The sequence below is a fragment of the Janthinobacterium sp. 35 genome, from assembly GCF_002754575.1.
In the GTDB taxonomy this organism is placed as follows: domain Bacteria; phylum Pseudomonadota; class Gammaproteobacteria; order Burkholderiales; family Burkholderiaceae_D; genus Janthinobacterium; species Janthinobacterium tructae.
Map to the genome: position 1 here is coordinate 5,506,455 of NZ_PEFN01000001.1, position 19,340 is coordinate 5,525,794.

Genomic DNA, 19,340 nt, shown 5'->3' on the forward strand with positions numbered 1-19,340 from the left:
AGGAAAATCAAGCTTTTTACGATTGAGACAGATCAAAGAGATTGGCTGTTCGCATCCCAAGATGCAGGTGGTGGTGGCGTCCTGTAAACGTCGCCATGTGCAAGCCAGTCCATGCAGGAGGACAAGCAGAATGGCGTGCTGCTGCTGGACTTGCCTAAGAAGGAGGGCACGGCGGGCGGCAACTGGCGATACAGTGAGTCGGGCCGTGCGTAGGTCAGATTAGCGCAGCGTAATCTGACAATCTTCGTTGCGGCGCCTGTCGGCTTACGCCCTAGGGGCTAAGCCGACCTACGAAAAAACGCCGGACGGTGCCGGCGTTTTTTCAATGCTGCGCGCGCTGCGCTGTATATATATGTCAGTCGCGGATTTCCAGTGCCCGGTTCAGGCTCAGGGCAGCCAGCGAGGCGACGGCGCCCGACAGCAGGTAGAAGCTGACATAGGCCAGGCCGAAGTTGGCCGACAGGCCCAGCGCCACCAGCGGAGCGAAGCCGGCGCCCACCAGCCAGGCCAGGTCGGACGTCAGGGCCGCGCCCGTGTAGCGGAAGCGGGCAGGGAAGTTGGCCGTCACGGCGCCGGCTGCCTGGCCGTAGGACAAGCCCAGCAGGCTGAAGCCCACGAGGATGAACACGTCCTGGCCCGCATTGCCGCCGCCCATCAGGGTCGGCACGAAGGCGCTGAAGATGGCGATCAGCACGGCCAGCACGCCCAGGGTGGTACGGCGGCCCACTTTATCGGCCAGCAAGCCGGAAATCACCACGCCGACGGCAGCCAGCACGGCGCCCAGCATCTGCACTTGCAGGAAGTCCGAAGCGGAACGCGTCTGGTAGACGGAAATCCAGGACAGCGGGAACACGGTGACCAGGTGGAACAGGGCGTAGCTGGCCAGCGCGGCGAGGGCGCCGATCAGCACGTTGCGACCCTGGCCGCGGCCCATTTCAAATACGCTGACCGGTTGCAGCTCGCGTTCGTCCAGCAGGCGCGCATATTCATTCGTCGACACCAGGCGCAAGCGGGCAAACAGGGCCACCACGTTGATGGCGAAGGCCACATAGAAAGGATAGCGCCAGCCCCAGTCGAGGAACTCTTCATCCGTCAGGCTGGTCAGCATGTACCAGAACAGGCCGGCGGCAAGCAGGAAGCCGAAGGGCGCGCCCAGCTGGCCCAGCATGGCGTACCAGCCGCGCTTGTTTTCCGGCGCGTTCAGGGCCAGCAGCGATGGCAAGCCATCCCACGAACCGCCCAGCGCCACGCCCTGGCCGATGCGCAGCACGGACAACCAGACGATGGCGGCAAAGCCCAGGTGCGCGTAGGTCGGCAGGAAGGCGATGCCGGCCGTCGACACGCCCAGCAGGAAGAGGGCGATCGTCAGCTTGGCGCTGCGTCCCATGCGGCGCTGGATCTCCATGAAGATCACGGTGCCGAACGGGCGGGCGATGAAGGCAAACGAGAAGATCAGGAAGGCATATAATGTGCCCTCCAGGCGTTCTTCGAATGGGAAGAAGACGCGCGGAAACACCAGCACCGAGGCGATGGCGTAGACAAAGAAGTCAAAGTATTCGGAAGCGCGGCCGATGATCACGCCGACGGCGATCTCACCGGGGTCGATATGCGATTCGACCGTGCCGGCCCCGCTTGCGTCGCGCAGGGAGTGGGGGGAAAAGTCGGCGGGTACATCCCCGCTGTGTGTGCGCGTGCTGGACATGATGATCGTCTCCAATATAGTTTCGAGTTCGGCCAACGCGTAACATACTCCGGGTGTCTCACGCCCGGAGTAGGACTATTCATCAGGTAGTCGTAGGAAAACTCCGCGCCTACGCAGTGAAAGTCCGAGCAAGGGGTAGGACAAAACGTCCAATTGCCAACGCGCTCCAGTGAGAATACAGTACCATATCTTCATCCCCTGTACTGGACTTTCCTGTATGTTTTCATTAAAAGTTCGTCGCGGACTGCTACTCTTACCTCTCGCATTGTTGGCTGGTTGCAATACGGTTGTACTGAATGCGTCCGGTGACATCGCAGTTCAGCAAGGCAATCTGATTGTCATCTCGACATTGCTGATGCTGTTGATTATCGTTCCGGTAATCGCTCTGACCCTGCTGTTTGCATGGCGCTATAGAAAAAACAATACCGCGGCCAAATACGAGCCGGACTGGGACCACTCGACTCGCCTCGAGCTGATTATCTGGGGCGCGCCCCTGCTGATCATCATCGTGCTGGGCCTGCTGACCTGGATCAGCACCCACACCCTCGATCCATATCGCCCATTGAGCCGTATCGACGCCAACCGCCCGATTCCTGCCAGCCACAAGCCGATGATCGTCGAAGTCGTGGCGCTGGACTGGAAATGGCTGTTCATCTACCCGGAGCAAGGCATCGCTTCCGTGAATGAACTGTACGCGCCCGTCGATCGTCCGATCCGCTTCAAGATCACCGCCTCGTCCGTCATGAACTCGTTCTTCATCCCCGCACTGGCAGGTCAGATCTACGCCATGCCGGGCATGGAAACGCAGTTGAATGCCGTCATCAACAAGCCTGGTGTCTACAAGGGCTTCTCCGCCAACTACAGCGGTGCCGGTTTCTCGGGCATGCGCTTCAAGTTCCATGGCGTCAATGATGCGGACTTTGACAAATGGGTGGAATCGGCACGTGCCGGTGGCGGCGCGCTGAACCGCGACGACTACCTGTCGCTGGCCCAGCCTAGCGAACGCGACCCGGTGCGCCGCTACAGCGCCGTACCTAGCGATCTGTACAAGGCAATTCTGAACCGCACCATCGTTTCCGACGCGCTGTGCGTGACGCCGGTCGAGCCATACAAATTGTCGATGGCAAAAAGCCCGGTAGCGCTTGTCACGCCAGCAGTTGCTAGCGTTGCAGTGGTTGAAAAGGGCGTTCAAGCCAAGTAACAACTGCATGAATCCCGCAGCGCATTGCGCTGCAGATACTGGCGCCGCTTGCCTGGCGCCTCCCTTTTTTCTCTGAGAGTAACAATGCTAGACCATATTGATCTGACGAAGCTTATCTTCGGCCGTCTGACTTGGGATGCAATTCCATTTCACGAACCTATCCTGCTGGCGACCTTTGCGATGGTTGCCCTGGGCGGTATCGCACTCGTTGCGGCACTGACGTATTTCCGCCTCTGGGGTCCCCTGTGGCGCGACTGGATTACCAGTATCGACCATAAAAAAATCGGTATTATGTACATGATCCTGGGCCTGGTCATGCTGCTGCGCGGCTTTGCCGACGCGTTGATGATGCGTACCCAGCAGGCGATCGCCTTTGGCGACAATGCCGGCTTCCTGCCACCGCATCACTACGACCAGATCTTCACCGCCCACGGCGTGATCATGATCTTCTTCGTCGCGATGCCTTTCGTGACGGGTCTGATGAACTACGTGGTGCCGCTGCAAATCGGCGCGCGCGACGTGGCTTTCCCATTCCTGAACAACTTCAGCTTCTGGATGACCACCATGGGCGCCGCCCTGGTCATGGCTTCGCTGTTCGTCGGCGAATTCGCCCGCACGGGCTGGCTGGCGTATCCACCGCTGTCGGGCATCGTCGGCAGTCCGGACGTGGGGGTAGACTATTACATCTGGTCCTTGCAGATTGCCGGGGTCGGGACGCTCTTGTCCGGTGTCAACCTGATCGCCACCATCGTCAAGATGCGCGCGCCAGGCATGACCTGGATGAAAATGCCAGTCTTCACCTGGACCGCACTGTGCACCAACATCCTGATCGTCGCCGCGTTCCCGGTACTGACGGCGGTGCTGGCCATGCTGTCGCTGGACCGCGTTGCAGGCTTTAACTTCTTCACGACGGAACTGGGCGGCAACGCCATGATGTACGTCAACCTGATCTGGATCTGGGGTCACCCAGAGGTCTACATTCTGATTCTGCCACTGTTCGGCGTGTTCTCGGAAGTCGTCGCCACGTTCAGCAGCAAGCGTTTGTTCGGTTACGCCTCGATGGTGTACGCCACCTGCGTCATCATGATTTTGTCGTACCTGGTCTGGCTGCATCACTTCTTCACCATGGGTTCGGGCGCCAGCGTCAACTCCTTCTTCGGCATCACGACGATGATCATCTCGATCCCGACGGGCGCGAAGATCTTCAACTGGCTGTTTACCATGTACCGCGGCCGTATCCGCTTTGAACTGCCCATGCTGTGGACGATCGGCTTCATGGTCACCTTCACCATCGGCGGCATGACCGGCGTATTGCTGGCCGTACCACCAGCGGACTTCGTGCTGCACAACAGCCTGTTCCTGATCGCCCACTTCCATAACGTGATTATCGGCGGCGTGGTCTTCGGTGTGTTCGCTGCGATCAACTACTGGTACCCGAAAGCTTTCGGCTACAAGCTCGACGCGTTCTGGGGCAAGTGCTCGTTCTGGTTCTGGTTCGTCGGCTTCTACCTGGCCTTCATGCCGCTGTACGTGCTGGGCCTGATGGGCGTGACCCGTCGTGTCAACCACTTTGAAGATCCATCCTTGCAAATCTGGACCATCATCGCCTGGTTTGGCGCCGTCTCGATCGCGCTCGGTATCGCTTCCATGCTGATCCAGTTCTATGTCAGCTACCGCAACCGTCACGCCCTGCGCGACGTGACCGGTGACCCATGGGGTGGCCGTACGCTGGAATGGTCGACGTCGTCGCCTCCGCCAGACTATAATTTCGCCTTCACGCCACAAGTGCACGAACTCGATGCATGGACTGACATGAAGAAACACGGTTACCAGCGTCCGACGTCCGGTTTCACGAAGATCCACATGCCGAAGAACACCTGGGCTGGTTTCGTGATCGCCGCACTGTCCGCACTGGTTGGTTTTGGCCTGATCTGGCAAATGTGGCTCGTCGCCAGCATCGGCTTCGTGATCATGATGATTACCATCATCGTCCATACCTTTAACTACAAGCGCGATTACTACATTCCTGCGGAAGAAGTGGTCCGTACCGAAGACGCGTATACTAAATTGCTGAGCAGCCATGTCTGATACCATCGCCCATAACACCGGCGCCGCTGGCGCCGCACCAAGCACGCGCAGCTACTTTGTGCGCGAGCACCACCCGGAAAACGGCAGCTTGCTGGGTTTCTGGCTCTACCTGATGAGCGATTGCCTGATCTTCGCCTGTCTGTTCGCTACGTACGCCGTGGTGGGCCGCAACTACGCGGACGGCCCGACGGGCGCCGCGCTGTTCGACCTGCCGCTGGTCGCCGTCAACACGGCCATGCTGCTGCTGTCGTCGATCACTTACGGTTTCGCCATGCTGGCCATGCAGCGCAAGCAATTGCGCAGCACCCTGGTCTGGCTGGGCATCACGGGCCTGTTCGGCCTGGCCTTCCTGTCGCTGGAAATGTATGAATTCATTCATCTGATCCACGAAGGCGCCGGTCCGCAGCGCAGCGCGTTCCTGTCGTCGTTCTTCGCCCTGGTCGGTACCCACGGCTTGCACGTGACGTTCGGCGTGATCTGGCTCGTGACCCTGATGTTCCAGTTGAACAAGCATGGTCTGACCCCGGAAAACGGCCGTCGCATGATGTGTTTGTCGCTGTTCTGGCATTTCCTGGACGTCATCTGGATCGGCGTCTTCACCTTTGTCTACCTGATGGGAGTGCTGCCATGAGCGACCACCACACACACGGCGATAGCCACCACCATGACAATCACGATCATGGCAGCCTGAAAAGCTACACCATCGGCTTCATCCTGTCGGTGATCCTGACGGCCATTCCTTTCTGGCTGGTGATGGCGAAAGTCATCACCAACTCGGGCACCATGGGCCTGGTCCTGCTGGCGTTCGCGGCGGTTCAAGTGGTGGTGCACATGGTGTACTTCCTGCACATGAACACCAAGTCCGAAGGCGGCTGGAACATGATGGCGCTGATCTTCACGATCATGATCGTGGGCATCGCCATGGCCGGTTCCCTGTGGGTCATGTACCACATGAACCACAACATGATGCCGGATCTGATGCCTGAGTACATGCATACGAAAACGGCTCCATGATGAGTCAACCGCGCCCAAGCAACACCGGGCGCGCCCCTGGCGCCGCATCGCAAGATGCTGCGCCAGGCCCACGCGGCATGGCTGTGCGATATGCATTGGCCGTGCTGGCGGGGATCTTGTTTGCCGGTTTTTGTGCCCTGGGCACCTGGCAAGTCAAGCGCCTGTTCTGGAAGCTTGACCTGATCGAGCGCGTCGAACAACGCGTACATGCGCCCGCAACGGACGCCCCTGGACCTGCAGCCTGGGCCAGCATTACGCCACAAACGGATGAATACCGCCACGTGCGACTCTCCGGTACCTATCTCCCCATTTTCAATACCCTGGTGCAGGCAACGACGGCACTGGGCAGCGGTTACTGGCTGGTGACGCCCTTGCGCCTGGCCGATGGCAGCACCGTGCTGGTCAACCGCGGCTTCGTGCCGAAACGCGCCAGCATCGCCGCCAGCACACCGGCCGGCATCGTCAGCGTCGACGGCTTGCTGCGCATCAGCGAGACGGGCGGCGGTTTCCTGCGCGAAAACAGTCCTGCCACGCAGCACTGGTATTCGCGCGACGTGGCCGCCATCGCCGGCTCGCACATGCTCACCAACGTGGCGCCATACTTTGTCGATGCGAAGGCCAAATCGGAAACGGCCGGTGATGCGCCTGTCGGCGGCCTGACCGTGATCTCGTTCCCCAACAGCCACCTGGTGTACGCGCTGACCTGGTTTGCGCTGGCCCTGATGGTGGCCGGCATCACATGGTGGATCGTGCGCGAAGACAAGCGCCGCCGCGCCCGTGGCGCCCAGCGCCAGGAAAGCGACCATGCCGGGCAGGATTGAGATCCTGCCCAACCGCGAAGTCTTAGAGCGCGGTGCGGTGGCGGCCGAGATGGAACATCCGGCCGGCCACCAGAACATGAAGCTGCTGATCCAGCTGCGCTGGCTGGCCGTGATCGGCCAGATCAGCACCATCTTCGGCGTGGGCGTGGGAATGGGCATCGCCTTGCCCGTGCCCTACATGCTCGAAGTGCTGTCCTGCCTCATCGCGTTCAACCTGGCCAGCCTCTTGCGCTGGCACGAACGCCAGCCCGTTTCCAACACGGCCCTGTTCCTCGCCTTGCTGGTCGACGTCACCGTGCTGACGGCCCAGCTCTACCTGAGCGGCGGCATCAGCAACCCGTTTGCCTTCCTGTACTTATTGCAAGTCATCCTCAGCGCCGTGCTGCTGGAAGTGTGGTCGACCTGGATCATGGTGGCCATTACCAGCCTGTGCCTGGCTGGCCTGGCCTTGCTGCCCGGCCCCTTGATTCTGCCGATCGACCCCGAGCGGGGCTTTGCCAGCCTGTACGTGCAGGGCTTGCTGATCTGTTTTATCCTGAACGCCGCCTTGCTGGTGGTGTTCATCACGCGCATCAACCGCAACCAGCGCGCCGGCGACGCCAAGGTGGCGGACTTGCGCCAGCGCGCGGCGGAAGAGGAGCACATCATCCGCATGGGTTTACTGGCCTCGGGCGCCGCGCACGAGCTGGGCACGCCGCTGGCGACGCTGTCCGTCATCCTCGGCGACTGGCGCCGCATGCCGGAATTGAGCAAGAACAGCGAATTGCTGGAAGAAATCACGGAAATGCAGGCGCAGTTGCGGCGCTGCAAGAGCATCGTCAGTGGCATTTTGTTGTCGGCGGGCGAGGCGCGCGGCGAATCGTCAGTCAAAACAACTATCAACACCTTCCTCAACGACCTGGTCGATGAGTGGCGCAGCAGCCGCCCGATCCAGAGTTTCGAGTACGATAACCGCATCGAGCATGACGTGCCCGTCGTCTTCGATTCGACCCTGAAACAAACCATTTGCAATGTGCTCGACAATGCACTGGAAGCGTCGCCCGACTGGCTGCGCTTCGAAGCGACGCGCGAGGCGGATGCCTTGCACCTGGTCATTACCGATGCGGGCCCCGGCTTCGAGCCGTCGATGTTGACGCACTTGGGCAAACCGTATCAAAGCAGCAAGGGTAAGCCCGGTGGGGGCCTGGGACTGTTCCTGGTGGTGAATGTCGCGCGTACTTTAGGTGGTACGGTGACGGCACGCAACCGGGTGCAGGGCGGGGCTGTGGTGCATCTGGCCTTGCCGCTGGCGGCCATCAAACTGGAAAGAGAAAGCGACCACCATGCAGGATGACCGTCTGTTACTGATCATCGAAGACGACGCTGCGTTTGCCCGCACCCTGGGCCGCTCGTTCGAGCGGCGCGGCTACCAGGTCATCCTGGCCACCAATTTTGACGAAGCGAGCGCCTTGCTGGAACAGCATTGCCCCGACTACGCCGTGGTCGATTTGAAACTCAATGGCAATACCTCCGGCCTGGCCTGCGTGCAGATGCTGCACCAGCACGACCCGGACATGCTGATCGTCGTGCTGACGGGCTACGCCAGCATCGGCACGGCCGTCGAAGCAATTAAACTGGGCGCTTGCCAGTACCTGGCGAAACCGTCCAACACCGACGACATCGAAGCGGCCTTCGGCCACGTGGCCGGCAGCGCCGACATCGAACTGAGCAACCGCGCCACCAACATCAAGACCCTGGAATGGGAACGCATCCACGAAATGCTGGCCGAGACGGATTTTAATATCTCGGAAACGGCGAGAAGGCTGGGCATGCACCGGCGCACGCTGGCGCGCAAGCTGGAGAAGCAGCGGGTGAAATAATCACCGCGCAGTTTGGTTGTTGTCGAATGTCAGCTCGACAACGCTGTCATCGCTCCAGTCCTGCTCGCGTAACGGCGGCGTGAACGACGCGCCGCTGAAGGGCACGGGCGCGCTTTTGCCGTTGAAGCTGATTGTTGCATTGGCGATGCGCCGCCGTTCGGTAAAGCTGTAGGTGCCCTTTTGCGACACGAAATTGCACGGCCCGCCCATCGCGCTCATCGCCGTGCGCATGGCGAAAGGCAAGGTTTCCTTGTCGATGGCCCAATGCACTTCGCAGGCCAGCCGCAGGTCGCCCAGGCGGCGGATGGTGTCGCTGCTTGCCGCACTGCGGATGTAGGGAATCCACCTGACCGACCCCGCCTTGCGGTTCACGGTCAGCTCGGCCTTTTCATACAGCGGACCTTGCCCGACGGGCAAGGTGAAGATATTGCCTTCCCCCAGCTGTATCGCCATGCCGGCCTCGTCGCTTTCCAGCCGCAGCGCGATGGCGTGCATGTCGACATCGGCACGGCGCGGTTCCATGATGAAGCGCAATTCGGCGCCTGGCGCCAGTGCATGTTTTTCCTCGAAGCGTTTGACGCCCTTGAGCATGGCACTGTAGGGCTTCCAGTCCGGATCCCGCATGCCTTTGACATTGACGGACGCGGCCACCTCCTGGCCTGATGGCTCCACGGCTTGCGCCATGTCCTCCTGGGCGTGGACTGCGGCGCTGCATAAACACAGCATAAGACCAGCTATTGCACGCATACCCTATCTTTCTACTCATCAATGAAAACGTGAGTGTAGAAAAAAACAGAGGTGGGAGCAGGCTTTTAAGACGGAATGTCAATTGGGATGAATGAAGTGCTTGAGATCGCTGTTTTTCTACACGATGCGCATTTGTATTTACATCAATGCCGCCGCCAGCCATTCCATCTTCTGCACCTGGATATGCGGATGGCTTTCCAGCGCTTCCCATTCCGGCAGGAATACAAAACCCTGCTTCTGGTAAAAGGCGGCCGCACGCGCATTCTCGGGCGCCACGTCGAGCACCAGCCGCGCGTGGCCATTATTCACGGCGCATTGTTTCACGGCCTCGACCAAGCCTTGCGCCACGCCCAGGCCGCGATATTGCTGCGCTACCCACATGGCGATCAGGTGGCATTCGCCATTGCCGGTCGCCACTTGCGCGGCGAGGCCGACGGGGTGATCGCAGTCAAAGGCGAGGAAAAACGTGCGCTGCGGCGTGCTGATGGCGCGCTGCTGCCAGTCGGCATCGGAAAAACCTGCCGCGCTGGCGTGGCTGGCGCCAAAGGCGGTGGGGGCGTCGAACAGGGCGGCCAGGCGCGTGGTTTTCAGGGCTGGCCAGTCGGCGGCGGTGGCGGGACGGATGATAATCTTGTTCAAATTGTCAATATTCCTGATGCGATAAGAGCAGTCATTGATGTATTTGGCAATACTAACAGGAACGCTTGCTTGCGCATCCGTATTTGTTGCATGTGACTTAAGATTGGTCCCACACTTCGATGGTCAGCAACTGTCCGGGCGCACAGGCGGCGATGCGCTCCCGATGCATGGTGATGCTGCCGGGCCAGCCTGTGAGTTTGTCTTGCGGAAATTCCCCGTCCTGCGCCTCGGCGATGCCCGCCAGCAGCAGGGGCGCGATGACGTCCGCCGAAGCCGTGTAGCGGTTCGGAAAGCCGTTGCAGCTCAGCTGGGTCGCCTTGCCTTGTTCACACAGTTGCGCGATCCAGTCTGCGCCGAACAGGCCCGCTTCCCAGGTGGCGAGAAACGTTTCCTTGTTGACTTTCGTCATATCGGCCATCTGTTCCGGCGTTTGCGTCGAGATAATGGTCCACCAGCCTGACATGGGTATTCCTTGTGAAAAGTGAAAAAATCAGCGGGTCATGGCGCGGCGCAGCACATAGCTGAGGCCATCGACGGCGGCCACCATCAGCAGCATGGCGACGATGACGGTCGCGGCATTCTGCATCTGGAACAGCGACAGATGGTATTTCAGCATCTGCCCCAGGCCGCCCGCACCGACGACGCCGAGGATGGCGGCGGCGCGGATATTGTTTTCCCAGCGATACAGCGTATACGACATCATCTGCGGCCCGCATTGCGGCAAGGTGGCGTACAAAAAGGCCTCGGCAGGGCGCACGCCATTCATGCGCAAGGTGGCGGCGGGCAGGGGCGGGCAATTTTCGAAGGCATCGGCAAACAGACGGCCCAGCACGCCCACCGTATGCAGCGCCAGCGCCAGGGTGCCCGCGAACGGACCCAGGCCGGCAGCGATCAGCAAAATCGAGGCCCACACCAGTTCGGGGATCGAGCGCAGCACGTTGAGCACCGCACGCGTGGCGTTGCGCGCCAGCTTGCCGAAACGGCCGCTGGCGGGCAGGGCCAGCAGCGCACCCAGAAGCGCGGCGATGACCGTGCCGATGGCCGACATGGCCAGGGTTTCAAAGGTGGCGATGCCGACCTTGGTGAGAAACGCGGGCGCCAGTTCGGGCGGGGCGAAGCCGTGCAGGAAGTCGGCGCTCGTGCGCACGGCATCGGCGCTGAAAAATTCTCCCCATTTCAGGGGCAGGGTGGCGAAGCTGGCGACGACCAGCAGCACCAAGCCGGCCAGCAAGGCCCAGGTGGACCAGCGCACGGGAGGGGAAACTGGCAGCATGGAGGTGTCGCCCTTCATGCCAGCCTCCGGCGCAGCATGGCCGAGACCGCATCGGCGCCCGCCACCAGCAGCACGAACACCAGCAGCATGGTGGCCAGTTCATTGCCGGCCATCATCTTCATCGATTCATCCATGCGCTGGCCCAGGCCGCCCGCACCGACAAAGCCCATGACGACGGAACCGCGGATCGCGCATTCCCAGCGGTAAATCGTATATGACACCAGTTCGGCGGCCGATTCGGGCAGGGCGCCGTACAGCAGGGCCTTCAATCTGCCGCTGCCGTTGTGCAATAGCGCGTTACAGGCGGACGCATCCGACGATTCGAGGATTTCCGCATACACCTTGCCCAGCATGCCGCAATACGTGAGGGCAATGGCGATCACGCCAGCCGTCGGCCCCAGGCCCACGATGCGCACCAATAACAAGGCCCACACCAGTTCCGGCACGCTGCGCAGCAGCACCAGCACCGCGCGCACGGCGTGGCGCAGGGCGGCGGCCAGCGGCGAAACGGTGCCGCTGCCGATGCGCGAAATCGACAAACGCTCCGTCACCAATAAAGTCAGCGGTATGGCCCCCAGCATGGCCAGCGCCATGCCGGCCGTGGCCATGGCGATGGTTTCCCAGCTGGAAATGGCCACCAGTTGCAGAAATTCCAGCGAGTGGGCGGGCGGCACGAAGCTGGCAAGAAATTGCCAGGTGGCTGCCAGGCTTTGCGCATCGAACAGTATCCACGGCTTGAATTCGGCCTGCACCAGCATCGGCCACAACACGAGCAGCACGATGGCAGCGCCGGTCAGGCGGCCGCGCCAGGAGGGGTCGCGCGGCAGGGCGGTGCTCTTCAGCAAAGCGGCCTCGCGGCGTCCAGCTTCGCGTCCACTGCCTCGAACTGCGGAGCCGGATCGGCCTTGTTGCGGTACAGCTGCTCTATCATGGCGTCGCTGACCTCGCTAGCAGGCAAGTCGAAGACGATCTTGCCGTCGCGCAGGGCGACGATGCGCGTAAAACAGGCGCGCGCGATATCGACCTGGTGCAGGCTGCAGATCAGGGTGGCGTTGCGCGCCGTCGCTTCCGCTTGCAGCACATGGATCGTTTGCAGGGCCAGCGTGGGGTCGAGCGCGGACAGCGGTTCGTCGACGAGGAACGCTTGCGCATTCGACACCAGCGCGCGCGCCATGCCGCAGCGCTGGCGTTCGCCGCCGGACAGGCGGTCGACGCGCGCATACAGTTTATCCTGCAGATTGAATTTGCCCAGGGCTTCCCACGCGGCGCGCGGGTCGACGGGTGCCAGCAGGGAACGCATCGCCGTCCACAAGCTCCATTGCGGCAGCCGGCCCGCCAGCACGGCGTTGACGACGCGCTGGCGCGGCGGCAGCGGCGGCGTTTGCGGCGCCAAAAACAGGCGCGCACGCAAGGCGTGGCGTTCGGTGCTGCCGATCTGCCACGGTGAAGTGCCCAGGACGCTCAAGGTGCCGGACTCGGGGCGCAGCGCGCAGGCCAGCGTGTGCAGCAAGCTGGTCTTGCCGGCGCCGGAAGGGCCGATCAGGGCGATCTGTTCACCCTGGGCCACGTCCAGGTCCAGCTCGCGCAGGGCCAGCGCATTGCCGGCGGAGCCCGCGTGGTGGACGCAGACCTTGTGAAGTTGGAATGTCATGCGATGTTTCGGTGTGTGGGGGGCGCGATTGTTACCCCAAAAGCGAGGGCTGGGGTCGGACCCTGAGGGTCCGACCCCGGATTTTGGCGTTGGGTCTACTTCAACAACTTCGCATCGCGCGCTGCCGCTTCGATATCCTTGTAGTTCTCGGCCTTGGTCGGGATGAACTTCGTGGCGCGCTGCAAGTCCAGGATTTCCTTGCCTTCCGGCGTGGACGGGTCCAGCGCCAGGAAGGCGTCCGTCAGCTTCTTGCGCACGACGGGATTCATGTCGGCGCGCACGCTCCAGTTGTAATCGTAGTAGCCAGGCGTCGTGTAGAACACGCGCACCTTGCTGGGATCGACCTTTTTCGCTTCGACCAGTTTTTCCCACACGGAAATATTCAAGGTGCCCGCATCGACCTTGCCGCCAGCCACTGCCGCCACGGTGGCGTCATGCGCGCCGGAAAACGCGATGCGCTTCATGTCGGTATCCGGGTTGATCTTGGCGGCCAGCAAGTAGTAGCGTGGCATCAAGTGGCCGGAGGTCGACGATTCCGAACCGAACGTGAAATTCTTGCCCTTCAGGTCGGACAATTGATTGATGTCCTTGCTGGTGGTGACGAACACGGAGCGGAACTTCGTGTCTTCCTCGCGCTGCACCAGTGGCACGATCTTGCCGCCGCTGCGCACATTGGCTTGCACGAAAGTGAAACCGCCGAACCAGACCATGTCGAGCTTGTTATTGATCAAGCCTTCCACGGAGGCCGCGTAATCGGTGACGGGCGTAAATTCCACCTTCATGCCCAGCTTTTTTTCCAGGTAGCTGCCCAGCGGCTTGAACTTGCGCTGCAATTCCGTCGGCGCTTCGTCGGGAATGGCGGACACGCGCAACACTTGCTGTGCCTGCGCCAGGCCGCTGTGGATGGCCAGGGTGGCGGCGACGGTGGCCAGGATGGCGGGGAATTTGTTGGAGAACGTGATCATGGGAGTGCCTTTGAAAAAATTGTTCATTAATATACGGAAACCCCGGTACTGCCATCCTGCATCTCGCCGATGACGACGGCGTCGCCAAAGCCTTCGGCGCGGAAAATCGCCAGCACTTGCTCGACGGCTTCCGGTGCACAGGCCACCAGCAGGGGGCCGGCCGTTTGCGGGTCCGTCAGGATCGCTTTGTCGATGGCGCTCAGGCTGTCGGCCAGCGCCACTTGCGCGCCATATCCCTGCCAGTTGCGGCCGGAAGCACCCGTGATGTTGCCGTTTTGCGCCAGTTGCTGCACTTGCGGCAGCAGCGGCACCTCGCTCATGGCGATGCGCGCCTGCAACTTGGCGCCGCGCGCCAGTTCCAGCGTGTGGCCCAGCAAGCCGAAGCCCGTCACGTCCGTCAGCGCATGCACGCCGTCGAGCAGGGCCAGTTTCTTGCCCGGGGTATTCAATTTGGTGGTGTTGTCGATCAATGATGCGTAGCCATCCGCGTCGAGTGCATTTTTCTTCAGCGCGGCCGACAGGATGCCCACGCCGATCGGCTTGCCCAATACCAGTTTGTCGCCGGCGCGCGCGCCTGCGTTGCGTTTCACTTGCGAAGGGTGCACCAGGCCCAGCACGACCAGGCCGTAGATCGGTTCGACGGAATCGATGGTGTGGCCGCCTGCGATGGGGATGCCGGCCTGGGCGCAGATGGTTTCGCCGCCTTTCAAGATGAGGCCGATGGTTTCCACCGGCAGCTTGTTGATCGGCATGCCGACCAGGGCCAGCGCCATGATGGGCGTGCCGCCCATGGCGTACACGTCGGAAATGGCGTTGGTGGCGGCGATGCGGCCAAAATCGAACGGGTCGTCGACGATGGGCATGAAGAAATCCGTCGTGGCGATCAGCGCCTGCTCGTCGTTGAGCTGGTAGACGGCCGCGTCATCCGAGGTTTCTATGCCGACCAGCAATTCTTTCGGCAGGGGAAATCCGCCGCTGCCCTTTAAAATGTCGGCCAGCACGCCGGGCGCAATTTTGCATCCGCAGCCGCCGCCATGGGCAAATTCGGTCAATCGGATGGGGGTATTTGGTGTTACTGCGCTATCTGACATGGGAGTTCCTGCTGATGTTGTGTACTGCTATGATCATTTTTACCCCAAACGCAAAATCTGGGGTCGGACCCTCAGGGTCCGACCCCGGTATTCTGTCTTTGGGTTCATTGCTTTCCGTCTCCGACGATAGCACATAATGCGCGCGCGGCTTGCTCAAAGGCATGTTCTGAAATATCGGGCAAGACCAGCGGCGTCGCCTGGGCGTAGCGGCTGAAGTTGCGGGCGATCGATTGCCGGTAAACGGGGTCGTAATGCTGGACCAGCAGCTCTTCCACCAGCTCGGCCATGTGGCCCGCCGTGGCCAGCTGCTGCCAGTGGGCAATTTTCTCCTTACCATGCAGCTGCGTCAACAGGGCCAGTTGCACGTTCAGGCGCGCTGGGTCGCCGACGAAATGCGCATAGTCCTGCATCAGCAATTGCACGCGCTCCCCAATGTCCAGGCGCACATCGGTGCAATCGGCGGCGCGCATCTTTTCCATCAGCGCGTCGGGCACGCGCAGGCGGCCCACTTTCTTGCTTTCGGACTCAATGAAGACGGGCAGTTGCGGGTCGAAATGGCGCAACTGCTGCCACAGCGCGCTTTCAAACGCCTTTTGCGAGGGCTGGTGCGCGTCCGGCAAGCCGCCCAGCACGGAGCCGCGGTGGGCCGCCAGATCTTCCAGGTCGATCACTTGCGCGCCTTGTCGGTCCAGCACTTGCAACAGGCGGCTCTTGCCGCTGCCCGTGGGGCCGCACAGCACGTTGATGAAGTCGAAACGCTCGGGCAGGGTGGCCAGCTCGGCATTCACATGGCGCCGGTAATCCTTGTAGCCGCCGTCGAGCTGCGTGACGGGCCAGCCGATGCGTGCCAGGATGTGCGCCATGGCGCCGCTGCGGTTGCCGCCACGCCAGCAGTAGACGAGCGGCGACCAGGAGTGCGGATGCGCGATAAAACCGTCTTCGATATGCCGCGCGATATTTTTCGCGATTAGCGCCGCGCCCAGTTTCTTCGCTTCGAAGGCGCTCGTCTGTTTATACAAGGTGCCGACGCGCACGCGCTGTTCGTCGTCCAGCACGGGCAGGTTGATAGCGCCCGGCAAATGGTCTTCCGCGAACTCGGACGGGCTGCGCACGTCGATGATGGCATCGAACTCATGCAAGCGGGGCAGGATGTCGCTGAAAGGCAGGACTGCAGGGTATTTCATCGGGGCACGGGTGCTGGCAAGAGGGAAAGGCGTATTATCCCCGATAAACGTCACTGGCGTGGCGGTTTAGCCCAGCAGATGCCCCAGCAGCGGCGCCAGCAGCACCGTGACGATGCCCGAAAAAATCATCGTCAGGCTGGCCACGGCGCCTTCTTCCGTGCCGACCCGGCGCGCCACGGACAGGCCAAAGCCGTGCGCGGCCGCGCCATACGGGGCGCCACGGGCGATGCGCATGCGCAAGGGCAGCAGTTTTAATAGCGGTTTACCGAGCATCAAGCCGAACAAGCCCGTCATCACCACGAAGATGCCCGTCAGCTGGGCCGAGCCGCCCATGTGGCGCGACGCTTCCAGCGCGAACGGCGTCGAGACGGATCGCGCCAGCAGGCTGCGCGCCATGTCGCCGTGCACGCCAAATAGCCGGTCCAGCAGCAGGGTGGCGGCCACGGAGGCGACGATGCCGGCGCAGCTGCCCAGCGACAAGGCCAACCAGTGCTTGCGGATCAGCTTGCGCTCCTGGAAGATGGGCAGCGCGAAGGCAATGGTGGCCGGCCCCAGCAGCCACGGCAGCCAGCGCGTCTCGCCGAAATACGTGGCGAACGGCGTCGAGGTGGCCTGCACGATGATGATCAGTATCGCCGAGGTGCAGATGGCGGGCGTCAGCAAGAAATGCGGGTGGCGGCGGTGTAAGGCCTGGTTGGCGTAGAACAAGACCAGGGTCAGCAGCAAAAACAGCAGGGACAGGACCAGGGTGCTCATGCTGCCGCCCTGGCTGCGCGCTGGCGCAGCAGCTTATTCAGACGCAACTTGCGTTCATAACGGCACACCCATTCCACCGTCAACGCCGTGGCCAGCATCACGCTGGCAAAACCGAGGCCGATATTGACGAACAGCATCAGACCTTGCGATTTCAATAGTTGCGTAAATTGCACCACGGACACCACCAGCGGTATGAAGAACAGCAACATGTTGGCCAGCAGCCAGTTCGCGCCCAGTTCGATGGTGGTCGGACGCACCCAGCCCGACAGCAGCAGGGCCACCAGCACGAACAGGCCCACCACGCCGCCGGAAAACGGCAAGTGCAGGGCGGAAGCGGCCTCGTCGGCCAGCCACCAGGCGGCGATCAGTACGCCCACTTGCCATGCGGTCTGCGCGGGCTGGCGCCAGACGGGGATGGAGGGCAGGGCGGCGGTGGAACAGTGCAAGGCTTTCACGGCAGGCTTTCAAACGGCTGGGGGAAGTTTTCATTGTAGTGACCCCACATCAAAAGATAAAATGACTTAAACTCATGATTATCATTCGAGATTGGAATGCATCATGGATATCCGCTCCCTGCGCTACTTCGTCGAAGTGGTCGAACAGAACAGCTTTACGCGCGCGGCCGCCAGGCTGCACGTGACGCAGCCCACCGTCAGCAAGATGATCCAGCAATTGGAACAGTCGCTGGATCTGGCCTTGCTGGACCGCGCCGGTAAACGTTTTACGCTGACGGACGCGGGCAAGGTGGTGCTGTCGCGCGCGCATACCTTGCTGGCCCTGCACGCGGAACTGAAGGTCGAATTGCGCGACTTGCAACATCTGGAGCGGGGGGAGCTGCGCGTCGGCGTGTCGCCGCAAACCCATTCCACGCTGGCGCCGTGGCTGGCCGAATACCACCAGCGCTATCCGGGTATCGAACTGAAAATGTATGAAAGCGGCACGCAGGCGATCGAGCGCGACTTGCGCACGGGCACGGTGGAACTGGGTACCATGCTCGACTATCCGGGCAATGCGGCCACCTGGCAGGATTTCGAGGCTTTGCCCCTGGTGCGTTCACCGCTGTGCCTGCTGGCCGCGCCCGGCTCGCCGTGGCAGGGGCGCGCTTGCGTGGCCCTGGCCGAGCTGGCCGACAGCCCCTTCATTTTCTACGGCGCCGCCTTCGCCTTGAATGACATCGTGCTCGATGCCTGCCAGCGGGCCGGTTTTGCGCCGCGCATCACGGGCCGCAGCGGCCAGTGGGATTTCATCGCCTCGCTGGTGCGGCTGGGCGTGGGCATCTGCCTGCTGCCAAAGATGTATTGCGACACGCTGGATGCCGCGCAATTTGCCGTGATTCCCCTGGCCGGCCCGCCCGTGGAGTGGAATCTGATGCTGGCCTGGCGCCGTGGCGGGCGGCTGTCGTTCGCGGCACGTGCCTGGCTGGACCTCGTCAGGGCGCGCATGGCGGACGCGGCCCGTTTACAATAGGCGCTCGCCAACCACCGCCAAGCATATGAAGAACACAGGTAAAACCAGACTGAAACGCACGGCAGGCTCGCTGCTGCTGGGATTGTTATGCACCGTGGGCCTGATGAGCGAAATGGGCTACGCCCAGGCCGCGCTTCCTGTGTATGGATACTTCGTCAAGAATACCTACCCGCACGATCCCCAGGCGTTCACCCAGGGCTTGCTGTTCAAGGATGGCCACCTGTATGAAAGCACGGGCCAGAATGGCCAGTCCTCCTTGCGCAAGGTGGAATTGACGACGGGTAAGGTCTTGCAGAAAAGCATGCTCGACAAAAAAGTGTTCGGCGAAGGCATCACGGACGTGGGCGATGAGATCCTGGGCCTGACGTGGATGTCGCAGACCGGCTATGTCTTCGACCAGAAGACGTTCAAACTGAAACGCACCTTCAGCTACCAGGGCGAAGGCTGGGGGCTGGCCAGCGATGCTAAATTTGTCTACATGAGCGATGGCACTTCTGCCATCCGCGTGCTCAATCCGCAAACCCTGAAGGAAGTGCGCCGCTTCGAGGTGAAGGCGGAAGGCCGCCCCATCGACCGCCTGAATGAACTGGAAATGGTCAACGGCGAGCTGTTCGCCAATGTGTGGGGCGCGGATGCGATCGCCCGCATCGACCCGGCCAGCGGCAAGGTCGTGGGCTGGATCGACCTGACGGGCTTGCTGCCGCCGGAACAGCGGGGCACGGCCAATCCCGATGCCGTGCTCAACGGCATCGCCTGGGATGCACGGGGCAAGCGCTTGTTTGTCACGGGCAAGCTGTGGCCCAAGCTGTTCGAGATCGAACTGATCGAAATCCAGCGCCGTTGATGTGTTCAATTGGACAGTGTTGCTGACGAGGAATCGTC

The 19,340-nt window shown here is 61.6% G+C and carries 21 protein-coding genes; 9 read left to right on the forward strand and 12 right to left on the reverse strand.

The features are described from left to right. Positions 1–355: 355 nt before the first annotated feature. The gene (locus CLU93_RS24535) at positions 356–1,702 is read right to left on the reverse strand and encodes an MFS transporter (RefSeq protein WP_099763719.1); all 1,347 of its coding nucleotides are present in this window, start codon (positions 1,700–1,702) and stop codon (positions 356–358) included. A 217-nt stretch (positions 1,703–1,919) separates the two neighbouring features. Here CLU93_RS24535 and cyoA point away from each other — a divergent pair, with 217 nt between their 5' ends. From cyoA to CLU93_RS24570, 7 genes are all read left to right on the forward strand, one after another. Continuing rightward, the gene (gene cyoA, locus CLU93_RS24540) at positions 1,920–2,903 is read left to right on the forward strand and encodes a ubiquinol oxidase subunit II (protein ID WP_243420231.1); all 984 of its coding nucleotides are present in this window, start codon (positions 1,920–1,922) and stop codon (positions 2,901–2,903) included. 84 nt (positions 2,904–2,987) lie between these two features. Next, complete coding sequence (cyoB, locus tag CLU93_RS24545) at positions 2,988–4,991, forward strand: cytochrome o ubiquinol oxidase subunit I (protein WP_099763721.1); 2,004 nt, start codon at positions 2,988–2,990, stop codon at positions 4,989–4,991. Beyond that, entirely contained in the window at positions 4,984–5,622 is a 639-nt protein-coding gene (cyoC, locus tag CLU93_RS24550; protein WP_071077269.1) for a cytochrome o ubiquinol oxidase subunit III, read from the forward strand. Before cyoB ends, cyoC begins: the two co-directional genes overlap by 8 nt. Then, complete coding sequence (cyoD, locus tag CLU93_RS24555) at positions 5,619–6,005, forward strand: cytochrome o ubiquinol oxidase subunit IV (protein ID WP_099763722.1); 387 nt, start codon at positions 5,619–5,621, stop codon at positions 6,003–6,005. Before cyoC ends, cyoD begins: the two co-directional genes overlap by 4 nt. Continuing rightward, on the forward strand, positions 6,002–6,826 hold the full coding sequence (locus tag CLU93_RS24560) for an SURF1 family protein (RefSeq protein ID WP_099763723.1): 825 nt from the start codon (positions 6,002–6,004) through the stop codon (positions 6,824–6,826). The genes cyoD and CLU93_RS24560 overlap by 4 nt, the downstream gene beginning before the upstream one ends. Continuing rightward, on the forward strand, positions 6,810–8,159 hold the full coding sequence (locus CLU93_RS24565) for an ATP-binding protein (protein WP_099763724.1): 1,350 nt from the start codon (positions 6,810–6,812) through the stop codon (positions 8,157–8,159). The genes CLU93_RS24560 and CLU93_RS24565 overlap by 17 nt, the downstream gene beginning before the upstream one ends. After that, positions 8,149–8,685: a response regulator transcription factor gene (locus CLU93_RS24570; RefSeq protein WP_099763725.1), complete on the forward strand. Its 537-nt coding sequence runs from the start codon at positions 8,149–8,151 to the stop codon at positions 8,683–8,685. The genes CLU93_RS24565 and CLU93_RS24570 overlap by 11 nt, the downstream gene beginning before the upstream one ends. On the opposite strand, the gene CLU93_RS24575 is transcribed toward CLU93_RS24570, so the two are convergent. The 11 genes from CLU93_RS24575 to CLU93_RS24625 all read right to left on the reverse strand — a co-directional run bounded on the left by CLU93_RS24575 (position 8,686) and on the right by CLU93_RS24625 (position 17,446). After that, a complete protein-coding gene (locus CLU93_RS24575; protein WP_099763726.1) occupies positions 8,686–9,369 on the reverse strand; it encodes a hypothetical protein in 684 nt (227 codons plus the stop codon). Between the two features lie 201 nt (positions 9,370–9,570). Continuing rightward, positions 9,571–10,071: a GNAT family N-acetyltransferase gene (locus tag CLU93_RS24580; RefSeq protein WP_099763727.1), complete on the reverse strand. Its 501-nt coding sequence runs from the start codon at positions 10,069–10,071 to the stop codon at positions 9,571–9,573. Between the two features lie 97 nt (positions 10,072–10,168). Next, positions 10,169–10,534: a hypothetical protein gene (locus CLU93_RS24585; RefSeq protein WP_099763728.1), complete on the reverse strand. Its 366-nt coding sequence runs from the start codon at positions 10,532–10,534 to the stop codon at positions 10,169–10,171. Positions 10,535–10,561: 27 nt separating this feature from the next. Beyond that, positions 10,562–11,362, reverse strand: a complete 801-nt coding sequence (gene phnE / locus CLU93_RS24590; protein ID WP_099763729.1) for a phosphonate ABC transporter, permease protein PhnE — start codon at positions 11,360–11,362, stop codon at positions 10,562–10,564. Beyond that, positions 11,359–12,189, reverse strand: coding sequence for a PhnE/PtxC family ABC transporter permease (locus tag CLU93_RS24595; protein ID WP_099763730.1), 831 nt, complete (start codon positions 12,187–12,189; stop codon positions 11,359–11,361). Before CLU93_RS24595 ends, phnE begins: the two co-directional genes overlap by 4 nt. After that, positions 12,183–12,995 carry a phosphonate ABC transporter ATP-binding protein gene (locus CLU93_RS24600; protein WP_099763731.1) on the reverse strand — a complete coding sequence of 271 codons (813 nt, stop codon included), beginning with the start codon at positions 12,993–12,995 and terminating at the stop codon, positions 12,183–12,185. Before CLU93_RS24600 ends, CLU93_RS24595 begins: the two co-directional genes overlap by 7 nt. A gap of 95 nt (positions 12,996–13,090) precedes the next feature. After that, positions 13,091–13,960, reverse strand: a complete 870-nt coding sequence (locus tag CLU93_RS24605) for a putative selenate ABC transporter substrate-binding protein (protein ID WP_099764586.1) — start codon at positions 13,958–13,960, stop codon at positions 13,091–13,093. A gap of 26 nt (positions 13,961–13,986) precedes the next feature. Next, the gene (gene selD / locus CLU93_RS24610; protein ID WP_099763732.1) at positions 13,987–15,051 is read right to left on the reverse strand and encodes a selenide, water dikinase SelD; all 1,065 of its coding nucleotides are present in this window, start codon (positions 15,049–15,051) and stop codon (positions 13,987–13,989) included. Positions 15,052–15,155: 104 nt separating this feature from the next. Further along, on the reverse strand, positions 15,156–16,235 hold the full coding sequence (mnmH, locus tag CLU93_RS24615; protein WP_099763733.1) for a tRNA 2-selenouridine(34) synthase MnmH: 1,080 nt from the start codon (positions 16,233–16,235) through the stop codon (positions 15,156–15,158). Positions 16,236–16,301: 66 nt separating this feature from the next. Next, a complete protein-coding gene (locus CLU93_RS24620; RefSeq protein ID WP_099763734.1) occupies positions 16,302–16,991 on the reverse strand; it encodes an LrgB family protein in 690 nt (229 codons plus the stop codon). Then, complete coding sequence (locus tag CLU93_RS24625) at positions 16,988–17,446, reverse strand: CidA/LrgA family protein (RefSeq protein ID WP_099763735.1); 459 nt, start codon at positions 17,444–17,446, stop codon at positions 16,988–16,990. Before CLU93_RS24625 ends, CLU93_RS24620 begins: the two co-directional genes overlap by 4 nt. Positions 17,447–17,549: 103 nt before the next feature. Between CLU93_RS24625 and CLU93_RS24630 the strand changes: the two genes are divergently transcribed. Together CLU93_RS24630 and CLU93_RS24635 are read left to right on the forward strand one after the other, a co-directional pair. Next, on the forward strand, positions 17,550–18,458 hold the full coding sequence (locus CLU93_RS24630) for a LysR family transcriptional regulator (protein ID WP_099763736.1): 909 nt from the start codon (positions 17,550–17,552) through the stop codon (positions 18,456–18,458). Positions 18,459–18,483: 25 nt separating this feature from the next. Continuing rightward, positions 18,484–19,302: a glutaminyl-peptide cyclotransferase gene (locus CLU93_RS24635; protein WP_218968356.1), complete on the forward strand. Its 819-nt coding sequence runs from the start codon at positions 18,484–18,486 to the stop codon at positions 19,300–19,302. Positions 19,303–19,340 lie beyond the last annotated feature (38 nt).